At 73.2% G+C, this 13,647-nt stretch carries 8 protein-coding genes and 1 pseudogene; 2 read left to right on the forward strand and 7 right to left on the reverse strand.

Going from position 1 to position 13,647, the window contains the following annotated elements:
* Positions 1–34: 34 nt before the first annotated feature.
* The 4 genes from ABZ386_RS15220 to ABZ386_RS15235 all read right to left on the reverse strand — a co-directional run bounded on the left by ABZ386_RS15220 (position 35) and on the right by ABZ386_RS15235 (position 7,929).
* A complete protein-coding gene (locus tag ABZ386_RS15220) occupies positions 35–2,371 on the reverse strand; it encodes an ATP-binding cassette domain-containing protein (RefSeq protein WP_358964875.1) in 2,337 nt (778 codons plus the stop codon).
* A gap of 140 nt (positions 2,372–2,511) precedes the next feature.
* Positions 2,512–3,270: an NUDIX hydrolase gene (locus ABZ386_RS15225; RefSeq protein ID WP_031116901.1), complete on the reverse strand. Its 759-nt coding sequence runs from the start codon at positions 3,268–3,270 to the stop codon at positions 2,512–2,514.
* A 130-nt stretch (positions 3,271–3,400) separates the two neighbouring features.
* Entirely contained in the window at positions 3,401–5,761 is a 2,361-nt protein-coding gene (locus tag ABZ386_RS15230) for a glycogen debranching N-terminal domain-containing protein (protein ID WP_358964876.1), read from the reverse strand.
* 191 nt (positions 5,762–5,952) lie between these two features.
* A complete protein-coding gene (locus tag ABZ386_RS15235; protein WP_358964877.1) occupies positions 5,953–7,929 on the reverse strand; it encodes a DUF4192 family protein in 1,977 nt (658 codons plus the stop codon).
* A gap of 143 nt (positions 7,930–8,072) precedes the next feature.
* Here ABZ386_RS15235 and ABZ386_RS15240 point away from each other — a divergent pair, with 143 nt between their 5' ends.
* Complete coding sequence (locus ABZ386_RS15240; protein WP_358964878.1) at positions 8,073–10,238, forward strand: RecQ family ATP-dependent DNA helicase; 2,166 nt, start codon at positions 8,073–8,075, stop codon at positions 10,236–10,238.
* A 381-nt stretch (positions 10,239–10,619) separates the two neighbouring features.
* The gene (locus ABZ386_RS15245; RefSeq protein ID WP_358964879.1) at positions 10,620–11,234 is read left to right on the forward strand and encodes a hypothetical protein; all 615 of its coding nucleotides are present in this window, start codon (positions 10,620–10,622) and stop codon (positions 11,232–11,234) included.
* Between the two features lie 466 nt (positions 11,235–11,700).
* Here ABZ386_RS15245 and ABZ386_RS15250 read toward each other — a convergent pair whose 3' ends face one another.
* The 3 genes and pseudogenes from ABZ386_RS15250 to ABZ386_RS15260 form a co-directional block, all read right to left on the reverse strand.
* Positions 11,701–12,321: a hypothetical protein gene (locus ABZ386_RS15250; RefSeq protein ID WP_351347800.1), complete on the reverse strand. Its 621-nt coding sequence runs from the start codon at positions 12,319–12,321 to the stop codon at positions 11,701–11,703.
* A gap of 68 nt (positions 12,322–12,389) precedes the next feature.
* Entirely contained in the window at positions 12,390–13,091 is a 702-nt protein-coding gene (locus ABZ386_RS15255; RefSeq protein ID WP_351347802.1) for a ribonuclease HII, read from the reverse strand.
* A gap of 82 nt (positions 13,092–13,173) precedes the next feature.
* Positions 13,174–13,527: pseudogene (locus ABZ386_RS15260) on the reverse strand (TetR-like C-terminal domain-containing protein); the annotation flags it as partial.
* Positions 13,528–13,647: the final 120 nt, after the last annotated feature.

The following is a 13,647-nucleotide window of genomic DNA, read 5'->3' on the forward strand; positions in this document are numbered from 1 at the left end:
TGCGCATGGCCGGACGAAGCGTTACGGACAGTCGTCACCGGAATCTGCTCCGCATCGTCGTGAGCAGATACGCGCAGAGCAGAGCGGTCAGCGACAACGTCAGTGCGCCGCCGACCGGTTGGGAGATCACCCTGAGCGCGGTCTCCAGGTAACGCTCTCCCCCGAAGGGCCACCTCGGCAGGAGAGCCTCTCGCAGCCGCGTCGGAAGCCCGGCCGCGGTCCGTACGGACGGTCCGTCCAGGAGCCAGTGCACGACGGGTACGACGAGGAGGGGTACGGCGGCCACCGCGGCGAGCCCGGCCGTGGTGGACCGGAAGACCCCTGCGGCCAGTACGCCCGCCCAGGCGCAGCCGACCACGAGCCCGAGCCAACTCGCACTCAGCGCGATCCAGTCGGCGGGAACCTGGGCGAGTTCCCGTCCGTAGACGAGATAGAGCACTTCGGCGTCGCAACCGACGGTGAGGACGGCCAGCACCAGCGCGGTGACCGAGGCGACGAGCAGTTTCGCGGCGAGCAGCCCCAGCCGGCGGGGCACGGTGCCGCGGTCCGCCGCCAGGGCGGGGTGGCGGAATTCATCGCCGAAGGCCAGCGCGCCGAGCAGTCCCGCGCCGAGCGCCGCGGGCGGCAGAGGCAGTTCCCGCGGCCACGCGGCCAGCAGGCGCGGCTGCGGGGTGTGCCCGATACGGGCGAGCACGACGGCGGTCACGGCGGATACGACGAGCACGACGGCCCCGGTGAGGAAGCCAGTGCCGATCCCGGCGGCACGGCGGATCTCGTAGCGGAGGGGGCGCAGGGGGCTGGGGGCGGGGCGGACGGAGATGGGGGGCGGCAGAGGAGGCAGAGCGTCGAGCGTGCGGGCCGTGCGGGCAGGGGCGGGGCGGAGCGCACGGGGCGGTGAGGTCGAGGCCGTCGCCTTCTGCGGCGAGGCTGCGGCGTTGCCCGGGTCGTCGGCCATGAGGACGTCGGAGCGCTCGTGCGGCTCGGTGGAAGGCTGCGCCTGACCGGAAGAGGGTGCCGATCCGTCGGAGGCCCGTCCCTGGGTGTCCGTGGCTGGTTGCGGCTCAAGTGTGGGTCGCGGCTCGGCGGGCGCGGTCCCGGGGGTCGCGGCGGCCGGCAGAGGCGTGCCGAGGGACGGTTCCGGCTCACCGGCCCGGGGGGCAGCGATGGCCCAGTGCGCGTCAGGAGTGCGTTCTGGCCCGACCGTGGCGTGCTCCGGCCCCACATCGGCGCGCTCCTGCTCGGCCCCGTCACGTTCCCGACCGACACCGGGTCGTCCTGGATCACCCCCGTCACGTCCGACACCGGATCGTCCTGGATCACCCCCGTCACGTCCCAGACCGACTCCGGCGCGCTCCGGCTCGACCCCGGCGTGTTCCACCTGCTCGGCGTACCTTCCCGATGCACCGCCCCGGCAGCGGTCATCCACTTCTCCCTGCGCCGCATCGACGAAGCGGCGGCCGGAGCCCGGCGCACCCACCGGAGTGGCACCCACTCCGGGCCCCATGTCTCCGACTTCCTCGGCGAGTTGATGGACGACGATGCCGTTCCGGAACGCGGTCTCGCCGATGTCCGCACACGTACTGCCGTACACGGAGAGGCGGTTGCCGCCCTCTCGCACGACTTCGACGGAGCGCTGCGCGGTGCGGGCCTGCTTGGCCAGGAGAGCCGCCAGGCGGGCCGCGTGCGGGCTGCGGACGGCGACACGGGGACGCAGGCGGGTGCGGGAGAACTCGGCGGCCTCCTGGTCGGCCACGAGCCTGCCCTGCTCCAGCGTGACGACCCGGTCGGCGGTGCGGGCGGCCTCCTTGGGGTCGGCTGTGGTGAACAGGACCGTGCCGCCGTGGGTTGCGTGGGCACGGAGCACGCCGTGCAACCAGTTGGCCTCGCGGCCGGACAGCCCGTCGGCAGGGTCGTCGAGGACGAGGGTGTGCGGGTCGGCCAGGAGGGCGCAGGCCAGGCCGAGGCGGCGGTCCATGCCGCGTGAGAGGGTGCCGAGGCGTTCGTCGCGCAGGCTCACCAGGCCGACCGTCTCCAGGACTTCGTCGGCACGCCGGACCGGCACCCCCGCCGCGGCGCACAGCATGCGCAGATGCCCCCGGACGGTGCGGGCCGGGTGGCCGGGCACGTCGCCCAGCAGCACGCCGACCTCACGTGAGGGGTGGGCGATGCGATGCAGGGGGCGGCCGCGGAAGTAGGTGACGCCACGGCCCTGTTGGAGTTCGAGCATGAGTCTGAGGACCGTCGTCTTGCCGGCGCCCGGTGCCCCCAGCAGCGCGGTGACGCGGCCCGCTCGCGCCTCGAAGGAGACGTCGTCGGCTGCGGGCGGAAGCTCTTTGCGGGGGTTGCTGGTCAATCCGAAGGCCTGGATCACCCGAAGCAAGATAGCGCGCTATGTCCGGTTTTTCGGGCACCCCAAGGCCTATCTCGGGTACAGCGACGATGCCTTGCCGGAACTGCGGGCCGATCGCGTTCCGGACCTGGCGACGATCGTGCCCTCGCTGGGGCCGCCGGTCATACCTCGGGGCGCAGCATCGGGGGGTTGAGCAGAGTCGCGCCACCGGCACGGAAGAGCTGCGCCGGGCGGCCGCCCTGGCGTGTGGTCGTCCCGCCGGTGGGGACGAGGAAGCCCGGGGTGCCCGTGACCTTGCGATGGAAGTTGCGCGGGTCGAGCGCCACGCCCCAGACCGCCTCGTAGACGCGGCGCAGCTCTCCGACGGTGAACTCGGGCGGGCAGAAGGCGGTGGCCAGCGACGAGTACTCGATCTTGGAACGAGCGCGCTCCACGCCGTCGGCCAGGATCTGCGCGTGGTCGAAGGCGAGCGGCGCGACCGGCTCGGCGTCCCGCCCGTAGCCGCCCTGCTGCAGCAGTTCCTCGACCGGGGCCCAGCGCGCGTTGCTGGCGTCGCCGCCTGCCCTGGGCGCGGGCAGGTCGGGAGCGAGGGCGAGGTGGGCGACACTGACGACCCGCATTCTGGGGTCCCGCTTGGGGTCGCCGTAGGTGGCGAGCTGCTCCAGATGTGCGCCGTTGTCCTGCGCGGGGACGGACGGGTCGTGGACACGCAGTCCGGTCTCCTCGGCCAGCTCGCGTGCCGCGGCCTGCGCCAAGTCCTCATCGGCCCGTACGAAGCCACCGGGGAGCGCCCAGCGCCCCTGGAACGGCGGTTCCCCCCTGCGTACCGCCAGCGCGCACAGGGCATGGCGGCGCACGGTCAGCACGACCAGGTCCACGGTGACGGCGAAGGGCGGAAAGGCTGACGGGTCGTAGGGCATGCCGCGATCATAGTCGTCTGCCTGACGATAAACACTCCCTTCGGCGTCGCTTCGCTTACTGATCCACTTCGGTGCGGTACGGGCTGCGGTGTCTGTGCCCGGTCATCCGGCGGTGGTCGGTCGTACCAGGTCACACCCCCAGTTGCAGTCCGTCGGCTGCCTCCTCGACCATGGCGAGGCCGAGTCGGCTGACCCGCACGGAGAAGGGTGCCCCGGCCACCCGCAGCCCCATGAGGCCGATCTCGCCCAGAGGGGCGCTGCGCACGGGGCGCAGGGTGACCGTCCCGGCCGGGGCGTCGGGGCGGATGCCGGCAAGCGTGGTCAGCAGCAGGACTCCGGCGGCCGCCGACGTGGCCGCCGGGCGGCAGGCCGCCGGGTGCGGGAGAGGGGCGCTCCCCTCCGTGCGCTGTTCCCCCGCGTACATCTCGGGCAGGCGGTGGCCGAAGGCCTCGGCGGCTGCGAGGACGCCGCGCAGCAGCGAACTCGCCTCCTTCTCGTAGCCCGCGGCGGCCAGACCGGCGACGGCGAGTGCCGTCTCCTGGACCCGTACGGCCCCGGCGCGGTGGCCGAACGGGTTGTATCCCGCTTCCTTCGCGCCCAGACCGCGCATGCCCCAGCCCGAGTCCATGACCGGGCTGCCGAGCAGCCGGGCGAGGTGCTCCGTTTGAACCTTGTCGAGCAGACCGGGTGCCGACGCGCCCCCGCCCAGCAAGCCGGTGTCGAGCAGGTGCACGGCGGCCGCGCCCAGGTGGGGTACGGGTCTGCCGTCCGGGGCACGGGCCACGGCAGGCCGGCCGCCTCCGAGGTCATCGACCCAGAAATCCTTCCGGAAGGCGGTCCGTAATTCCTGCGCCCATTGCCGGAGCGCTGTCGCCCCTGTGCGTCCGCAGGCGTCCAGCAGATCGGCGCCGAGCAGGGCGGCGCGGTGGGCGTGGGCTTGTGTCTCGCAGCGGACGGGCCCGCCGCGTTGCGGGTCGCGCAGGTAGGTGTCGTCACCCGCGGTGGTCCGCAGCCAGGTCAGGCAGCGCTCGGCGGCGGGCAGCAGTTCCTCCGTCTCCTGCTCGGAGAGGCCCCAGCGGCGGGCCTCTCCGAGCAGCGCCGGGAAGAGCAGCGTGGCTTCGGTGCCGGTGCAGTGGGGCGGAAGGTGCGGCCCGGCGTCCCGTCTCGGGCCGGGGATCATCCCGGACTGCGGTCCTCCCGTGATTTGGGTCCGGGCGAGGATGCGCAGGGTCCCCGCGGCGAGGCCGGTGCCGAGGGGCAGGGCCATCCGTGCGGCGACGAGCGCGTCGGCGGGGGCCAGTCCGCAACGCCAGGGTGCCCCGGCGGCGAGGTGGGTATCGGCGGGGTTGGCGGCGTCGCGCAGCAAGAGGGCCTGGAGGTCCTCAATGCTGGTCCGTAGCAGCGCGGGGACTCTGGGATCGTCGCCTTCCGCGCGTGCCGCGGCGAGGGGGCTGGTCGCCGCGCGGCCCACGGCTCGCAGGGGACCCGCTCCGTCCGGCCGCACCCTCAGTTCGACGCTTCTGCTCCCTCCCGGCGGCAGGTCGAGCTCCCACCGCAGCAGCCCGGCCGAGGCCAGGGCGTCCGAGGGAGGCGGCGCGGCCGTGACGGACGCGTTGCCGGTGGCGCAGGACCAGCGCAGGCCGGAGTCGTGGACGCTGGCGGGGAGTTCGGGGCCCGCGCTGCCGGAGGCGATCGCCCCGAGGTCGGCCAGGTCCGTGCCCAGGGACACCTCGACCGGCAGGCGCAGCGGCCGGGGAGCCGCGCTGTGCAGGGTGATCCGCTCCGTACCGTCCGCGTACCGGTTCCGTTCCACGAGCACGTCCGGGTCGGGACCGGCCTGCGGGGAGGTGCGGAGCGTGCCCACGAACCTGGCGCAGTCGGCCGTGGCCATCCGTGCCTGGACTGCGAGGGGTTCCCGCCCGGCCACGCGGATCTCGCACCGGGAGAGCACCCGTCGGCCGGCGCGATAGAACCCTTCGAGACCCCGGCCGGTCATCTGCCCTTCCTCCGTCGAGATGGCCAGGCCGGGAAGGGCGACACAGATCAGCACGGTGTGGGCGGGCGGCAGGTCGGCGGACCAGCGCAGCCCGGGGATCGTGGCACCCCGGGGCGGGGGCGCCTGCCCCGGGGGCGATGGAGGCCTGCCCTGGGCAGGGGGCGGCGAGGCCGAGCCGTGACCAGGGGGAAGACCGGGGCGACGGCTCTGGGCCGCCCATCGGGCAGACGGACGGTCCGTGCCGGGCGGGTCGGGCGGTCGTGGGGCCGGCCCCGAGGGTGGTGAGCCGGGCGAGACAGGTGCGGCCGGCGAGGTGCCTCCAGGGAACCTGGGACCGAAACCGTCGACCCGGGCCGCCGGTCGCGGAGCGACATCCTGGTCCCCCGGCCGCGGAGTGCCGGACCCGGTCAGGTCACGGCTTGGCCGGAGGGGCGGCGGGGGTACGTCCGGGGAACGGCGGTCGTCGGCGGCGGAGGGCGGAGTCGGCTGTTGCATGGGAAGGCTTCCTCTGCGCTCTGTGCGCCTCGATCGAGTTCGGCGCCGGTGCCGGAGGGCTCCGACGGGGCAGGGGCAGTGCGGCGTCACGGCCCGTCCAGCCGTTCCGCCACTCAGGTGAACGGCGTGGACGTCCTCCGAGTCACGCCCGTGCACCTGCCCCCTGCGCCTCCCGGCCGCCAGGCGGACACTCACTCCTCCCCCTCCGCGCTGCGGCCGGACTGCCCACCTTCCCGCCCGGTGTCTGCGCAGGGCATGGCCGCCTTGCGCGCCGCACGCGCACGCGTACCTCCTGTGCGCGCACTCTTGGATCCCGCCGAACCCGCCTGCGTGGCACGCCCGGGGCGCGTTTGCGCTTCCGCAGCAGCGGCAGGGCGCGCGGTACCCGTCGGCGTACGCCGGTGGGACGGCCGCGTGCTCGGGTCAGGGCCTGCCGCCCGGGCACGGGCAGGGGCACCGCCGGACGCACCGGCGGGACGGGGGCGGCGTCGACGGCGCGGGGGCACCGCCGCGGGTGAGGGCTCTGACTGGGGCTCAGTGCGCGGCTCGGGGTGCGGCGCCAGTTCGGGCAGGGCTGTCCCGCGCCTGGCGACTTGGTCGCCGTCTGCCTGTGCCTCAGGGCCGACCGGTGAAGTGTCAGTGCCGGGCACTCGTGTGGCGCTGCCGGTGGTCCGAGCCTCGGTGTCGTCCTCCCGAGTGACGGAGCCGCCCGCCCGAGGTTCGGCGCCGAGCGCTCGGGTGGCGCTGCTGATTGCCCGAGCCTCGGTGCCGTCCTGCCGTGCATCGGCGCCGTTCGCCCAACCCTCGGCGCCGTCCTCCCGAGCAACCGAGCCGTCCTCCCAAGTGACGGAGCCGCCCGAGCCCGATGCGGTTCCGTCCACCCCCGCTTCCGAGCCCTCGGTCAGCGCGCGCCCACGGCCTTCCCGCTCCGCTCGCAGGCACGTGCGGATCGACTCGGGGTCGAGTCCGTCGTTGCAGGCCTGGTGCAGCAGCCGGGCGAAGAGGTAGTCCGGGTCGGCACCCAGGGCCATGGCGAGGGCTTCCCGGGCCTCCAGTTCGTCGCCGGTGGACCAGGCGACCCAGCCGGCGAGGGTGAGCGGTGCGGCGGCGTGTTCGCCGTACGGCCCGACGCAGCGGCGGGCCAGGGTCCGCCAGAGGCGAAGGGCGCGTGCGGCCTCGTCGCCCTCCATCCACTCGGCCGCTCGGTCGCGGGTCGCGCGGTCCTGGAGGCCGAGGATCAACCGGGCGGCCTCATCGTGCCCGAGCAGTTCGTCGTCGCGGATATCCGCCAGGAGCACGCCTGAGACGGGCTGTGCCTCGGCGAAACGGTCCAGGGCCTTCCCGGCCAGTTCCAGCGTTTCGTCGGCCACCTCGGCGCGGCCCGCGTCGTCCAGGATCCTCGGGACCAGCGCCATGCTGGCGGTGTCCAGGGCCGCTTCCTGCTGGAGGGCGGCGGCGTTCTCCCAGGGCTGCAGCCGGGCCCGCAGCTCTCGCAGCGTGCCGCGCACCTGGATCCCTGCGTAGGTGGCCGCGGCGGCCAGCACGGACGTACCGGGCAGGCCCATGGGGGCTCCCTCACGCGGGCAGCATGCCGCGTTGTCACAGCAGTACGACCAGTAGCGGCCCTCCGAGATGCACAACGCCTCGACCACCACAACGTCCAGAGATCCGCACTCGACGCGCAGCCTGTGGGCCAGGGGCCTCAGCCGCTCCATCACCTGCTGCCCGGACTGGCCCTTCTCCGGTTCCTGGCACAGGAAGGCGACCATCGACTCGGGGCGGGCCCCTCGGCGCTCGCTGCCTTTCACCAGGCCGTGGGCCAGTTGCCTGGCCGCGGACGGCCAGTCGTCCGGGTTCGCGGGGATGCCCAGCCGGGCCCGGCCCCCGAACCGCCCTCGACCGTCCCTGTCGTGCAGGGCGACCAGAACGATGCTGTCCTCGGGGCGGTATCCGAGCAGATACGGCAGTGCGTCGGCCAGTTCGGCCGGGGTGCGCAAGGTGACCTGGTGCTCGCCGCCGTGGCCGTCGGACGCGGGACCGAGGGCGTACGGCCCGGCCGGGTCGCTCCCCGGCCTCGCGTGTCCGCTTTTCTCATGCCCACCCCGCGCCTCAGGCCCGGTGATGTCGCCGTTTTCGGAGGATCCAGTCGCTTCGCTGTGATTCGTCATGCGGAGACGATCTCGCGGAATCCAAACCTCCGCTTGGCCCTGTGGATAAGTCCGATCAGGGACACGTCACTCGAGGTCGGAACGGCATCCGATCGCACGGTCCACCGCTCCGGCTGTCAGTGCCGTCCTGTTGTATGGAACGCATGGAGCACACGAGCAACGCGGATCTCAGGGCGGCGGCCGACGCGGTCCTCGCCCGTCTCGTCGGGGACGTCTCGGGAGCGGCCCGGCTGCGCGAGGACCAGTGGCGGGCTATCGAGGCGCTGGTCGCCGACAGACGCCGTGCCCTGGTCGTCCAGCGCACGGGCTGGGGCAAGTCCGCGGTGTATTTCGTGGCGACCTCGCTGCTGCGGGCGCGGGGCAGCGGTCCGACCGTGATCGTGTCCCCGCTGCTCGCGCTCATGCGGAACCAGGTCGAGGCAGCGGCACGGGCCGGCATCCACGCCCGGACGATCAACTCCTCCAACACCGAGGAGTGGGAGGCCGTCCAGGACGAGATCGCCGCGGGTCAGGTCGACGTCCTGCTGGTGAGCCCCGAGCGGCTCAACAACCCGGACTTCCGGGACGAGGTGCTGCCCCGGCTCGCGGCCGCCACCGGGCTCCTGGTGGTGGACGAGGCCCACTGCATCTCCGACTGGGGCCACGACTTCCGGCCGGACTACCGCCGGCTGCGGACGATGCTCGCCGACCTCCCGCCCGGTGTGCCGGTGCTCGCGACCACGGCCACGGCCAACGCGCGCGTAACGGCCGACGTCGCGGAGCAGCTCGGCACCGGCGGCAGCTCGGACGCCTTGGTGCTGCGGGGTCCGCTGGACCGGGACAGCCTGAGTCTGAGCGTGCTGCGGCTGTCGGACGCCGCCCACCGGATGGCCTGGCTCGCCGAGCACCTGGACGAACTGCCGGGTTCCGGGATCATCTACACGCTCACCGTGGCCGCCGCCGAAGAGGTCACCGCCTTCCTCCGGCAGCGCGGGCACACGGTCGCGTCGTACACGGGCAAGACGGAGAACGCCGACCGCCAGCAGGCCGAGGAGGACCTGCTCGCCAACAAGGTGAAGGCGCTGGTCGCCACCTCCGCGCTCGGCATGGGCTTCGACAAGCCCGACCTGGGATTCGTGGTGCACCTCGGCTCGCCCTCCTCCCCCATCGCCTACTACCAGCAGGTGGGCCGAGCGGGGCGGGGTGTGGAGCACGCCGAGGTACTGCTGCTCCCGGGGAAGGAGGACGAGGCGATCTGGAAGTACTTCGCGTCGCTCGCCTTCCCCTCGGAAGACCTGGTGCGCCGCACGCTGGACATCCTCGCGCACGCGGAGAAACCCCTGTCCCTGCCCGCCCTGGAGCCCCTCGTGGAGCTGCGCCGCTCCCGCTTGGAGACCATGCTCAAGGTCCTCGACGTGGACGGGGCGGTCAGGCGGGTCAAGGGCGGCTGGATCGCGACCGGACAACCGTGGACGTACGACGCCGAGCGGTACGCCTGGGTGGCGCGTCAGCGCGAGGCCGAGCAGCAGGCCATGCGCGCGTACGCGTCGACGACGGACTGCCGCATGGAGTTCCTGCAGCGCCAGCTGGACGACGAGGCCGCCAAGCCGTGCGGTCGCTGCGACAACTGCGCGGGTCCGCGCTTCGCGGCGGACACCTCCGCGGAGGCGCTCGACGCCGCGCGCGTGGACTTGGGGCGGGCGGGTGTCGAGGTGGAACCCCGCCGGATGTGGCCCACCGGTCTGCCGGCGATCGGAGTGGACCTCAAGGGACGCATCCCGGTCGGCGAACAGGCTGCGCCGGGACGCGCGTTGGGGCGGCTGTCGGACATCGGCTGGGGCAACCGGCTGCGGCCCATGTTCGCCCCCCAGGCCCCCGACGAATCCGTGCCGGACGACGTGGCGAAGGCCGTCGTGGAAGTGCTGGCCGACTGGGCCAAGGGCCCTGGAGGCTGGGCTGCGGGCGGACCGGACGCCCAGCCCCGCCCGGTCGGCGTCGTCACGGTCGCCTCCCGCAGCCGGCCCCGCCTGATCCAATCCCTCGGGGCGCACATCGCCGACGTCGGCCGGCTGCCGCTGCTGGGGACCGTCGAGTACACGGGCGACGCGCACCCGGGTTCCCGGAGCAACAGCGCCCAGCGCCTCAAGGCGCTCGACGGGGCCTTGGTCGTGCCGCCCGCCCTGGCATCCGCCCTCGCCGAGTCCGGAGGGCCGGTCCTCCTCGTGGACGACTACACGGAGACCGGCTGGACCCTGGCGGTCGCGGCCCGCCTGCTCCGACGCTCCGGCGCGCAGGGGGTGTTGCCGCTGGTGCTGGCCGTCCAGGGCTGACGGCATGGCCGGGCCAGCGACCGTCCCGCTCCCACCCGCCGGTGCCCTGCCGGGCACAGAGTCCGGGCCGGGTACGGGACACCGGCCGCCTGCCCGCTTGCGCACGACTCTGGACGCCGCACGCCCCCATGGCGTACGAACGTGTCGTGCTCGAACGCCCCATGGGTGGCCCGGCAGCGCACGGGGTGGGGATATTAGCCGCGCATCATCTGATAACGGTCGGCTGCCTCAATTGCTCGTTGCCGCATTCAAGTTCGACAGGAAGAATTGAAGTCCGCTCCCGCACGGAACGCCCGCTCCTCCGGCTGGGCTTCGCTGCGGTGCGCGCTCCCAGGAATCCGACCCCGCCCGCAGTGTGGGCGCGTAGCCGAAGGGAGGACCGTGACCTTCGGATTCGCTCCGGCCTCGGCAGCGGCGTCGACGTCCGCCGCTTCCGCCAACCGCATGCTCGAACCCGCGGAATGGGCCGCCGCCGGGATCCCGCTGCTGCGTAACCCCCGTGAGGTGGTCAGTGGACTCCACGCCCGGCACCATCCGCAGCCGGCGACCGCTGTCATCGCCGTGCTCGACCCGGACGAGCGGCTGCGGGCGAGCGCCTCGTTCGTCCGCCGCCCGGCCCCGGCCGACGGCTGGATGTTCCGCAACGTGCTGCTGGCCCAGCTCCGCCGGGTCATCCCGCACGATCTGCGGCGCCGCACACCGGTGCGGACCGCGGTGCTGCTCTACTGCCGCGAAGGCGATGCCCGCTGGACGGAGGAGGACGGCGCCTGGATGTGGGGGCTGCGCGACGCCTGCACCCTGCACGGGCTGCGCTGCGGGGCGTACATCACGCTGACCCGTGACGGCTGGCAGGTCCTCGGCGAGGGCCGGGGCGGACGCCGTCCTCACTCGGGCTCGGCACCGGAGCCGTTCGACACCTCGGAGGCACCGCCACCGCCGCCGCGCACCGGTGGCGCCGCCTCCGAGGTCCTGCGCCGCGCGGCGGCGGCACGCTGAGACTCGGGACGGACCGCGTCACGGCACAAACCCAGGGCCCTGCCCATAGCCGTACGGCCCAATAGCCGTACGGCACGCACGATCGACGCCGGGGGCGGTCGCAGCGAGCGGCCCGAGCCTTCCCCCGGCAACTCGGCCCGACGGTCGCAGGCGACCCCGGCGAGCAATTCCCGGGGCACGGACCGACAGTCGTAGTGACCTCCTCGAGCAGCGCCCGGGCCAAGACCCACCTCACCCGAGGTACGCCCGACCGGCTGTTCTCGCGTCACCGCAGAGCGGCCCCTGACGAGTCCGCGTGTGCTCCGACCCGGCCAGGGCAGCAGACCGCGCCTCTCGAACCCACAGGCCAGTACGCAGCCCCGTGGCACCGGCCCTCGGGCACGTCGAACCGCCCACCGTGCGGGACCCCGCCGAAGCGGCGCCCGAAGTCAACTCCCAACGCCGTGCCGGGCGCTGCGGAACCGGCTCAGACGCCCGCGCCCAGCACCGAGTTGATCCGCTGCGGATCACCGCAGACGATCAGCAGGGCGCCGGCCCGGGAGTGGGCCAGGGACAGGGCGCTCGCGGCTGCGGCCTCGGTACCGCCGTTGACGGCGACCACGACCACGGGGCGCGCCGCGGCGCGGGCCGCGACGGTGGCGTCCGTGTAGAAGACGTCGTCTCCGGCGTCGTGCTGGGCCCAATAGGAGGTTTCGCCGAAGGACAGCTCGTGGGCGGCCCACGGGTGCTGTTCGCCGGTCGTGATCACCAGGACGTCGCCGGGTGCGCGACCGGAGTCCAGCAGCAGGTCCACGGCCTCCTCGGCGGCGTCGAGCGCACCCTCGACGGAAGCCGGGATCAGCTGGATCTGCGGGGTGGTCGCAGGGGCGGCACTCGACGGGCCGGGCTTGGCGGCGGCCACCTCACGCGGCGTACGTTGCACCGGCGGCGTCGGCCGGACAGGGCCGGGACGACCGGGACGCGACGGAGCCGCGGGACGGGGGCCGGGTACGGGGCGAGGGGTCGGCGCGGTGCGGCCGCTGGCCGGAGTGGCGCGGGGACCCTGGGCACTCTCGTGAATCTGAGGCTCCTCGGGAATGAGAGGCATGGGTTGATATTTATCAAACGTTGGTACGACCCGCGTCGGCGGGTGGCGCGTGCGTGCGGACGAAACCGTCAGAAATCGAAGCCGAGCTGGCCCTCGATTTCCGGAACGCTTCCGTCCGTACTGCTGCGGACCTTCTTGAGGTGCCGCCACTGGGGCAGCGCATCAAGATACGCCCACGACAACCGGTGGTAGGGGGTGGGCCCCCGCTCCGCCAGTGCGGCCTTGTGCACGGGTGAGGGATACCCGGCGTTGTCCGCAAAACCGAAGTCTGCATGGTCGATACCCAGTTCGGCCATCATTTTGTCGCGCTGGACCTTGGCGATCACCGAAGCCGCGGCGACCGCCACGCACGACTGATCACCCTTGATCACCGTACGGACCCGCCAAGGCGCACCGAGATAGTCGTGCTTGCCGTCGAGGATGACCGCGTCGGGCCGGACCGGCAGGGCGACCAGAGCACGCTCCGCCGCGAGCCGCAGCGCGGCCGTCATCCCCAGATCGTCTATCTCCTCCGGGGAGGCGTGCCCCAAGGCGTACGACGTCACCCACTTGCGCAGCTCCTCGGCGAGTTCGGTGCGCCTCTTGATGGTGAGGAGCTTCGAGTCCGTGAGGCCCTCGGGCGGTCGACGGAGTCCGGTGATCGCCGCGCAGACGGTGACAGGGCCGGCCCACGCGCCGCGCCCCACCTCGTCGACACCTGCAACGATCTTCGCTCCGGTCGTGGCTCGAAGGGAGCGCTCGACGGTGTGAGTAGGCGGTTCGTACGGCATGGCGCCCCTAGGTTACGCCGCCCGGAACCGCCCGCGACACCCTGGCCTCCCCGGGCGGGGTCACGACCCCCGCCGGCCGCCGTCAGGCGCCGCTCGGCCGCAGCAGCGGAACCACCAACTGGTCGATCATCTCCTCGATTTCCTGGTCCTGCCATTCACAGCCGCACATCTTGGACGGGTACATCATCATCGCCGGGATGGCGTCGAAGACGTACCCGTTCGCGGCGTCCGGACGCACTTCCCCTCGCTCGACCCCACGCTCGACCACTTCCCAGAACATCCTGATGGTGGGCCCCACGACACCGTCGAAGATCACGGCATGGAGGCGCTCGGCCTGCATCGTGTCGCATTCGTGAATCACGGAGCGAAGCGCGAACCCGGGTCGGGAGAACACGGCGTCGCGCGCCCTCAGGCACAGCACCAACAGGTCCCCGCGCGCGCCTTTCCGCACGGCGTGCGCAGGCGCCCCACCAACGAACCAGGACAGCGAGCAAGACTTCCATGACCACCCCCGTTGCGCTCCCGCCTGTACCTCAGATCCACCTGGGCCTCTGAC

This window comes from Streptomyces sp. NPDC006140 (assembly GCF_040628815.1).
Lineage (GTDB): Bacteria > Actinomycetota > Actinomycetes > Streptomycetales > Streptomycetaceae > Streptomyces.

What these genes read in the sequence shown, in the direction of transcription:
- ABZ386_RS15235 (WP_358964877.1), bottom strand. Translation starts at nt 7,929, where the DNA reads ATGACGAATCACAGCGAAGCGACTGGATCCTCCGAAAACGGCGACATC.
- ABZ386_RS15250 (WP_351347800.1), bottom strand. Translation starts at nt 12,321, where the DNA reads ATGCCTCTCATTCCCGAGGAGCCTCAGATTCACGAGAGTGCCCAGGGT.
- ABZ386_RS15240 (WP_358964878.1), top strand. Translation starts at nt 8,073, where the DNA reads ATGGAGCACACGAGCAACGCGGATCTCAGGGCGGCGGCCGACGCGGTC.
- ABZ386_RS15230 (WP_358964876.1), bottom strand. Translation starts at nt 5,761, where the DNA reads ATGCAACAGCCGACTCCGCCCTCCGCCGCCGACGACCGCCGTTCCCCG.
- ABZ386_RS15225 (WP_031116901.1), bottom strand. Translation starts at nt 3,270, where the DNA reads ATGCCCTACGACCCGTCAGCCTTTCCGCCCTTCGCCGTCACCGTGGAC.
- ABZ386_RS15255 (WP_351347802.1), bottom strand. Translation starts at nt 13,091, where the DNA reads ATGCCGTACGAACCGCCTACTCACACCGTCGAGCGCTCCCTTCGAGCC.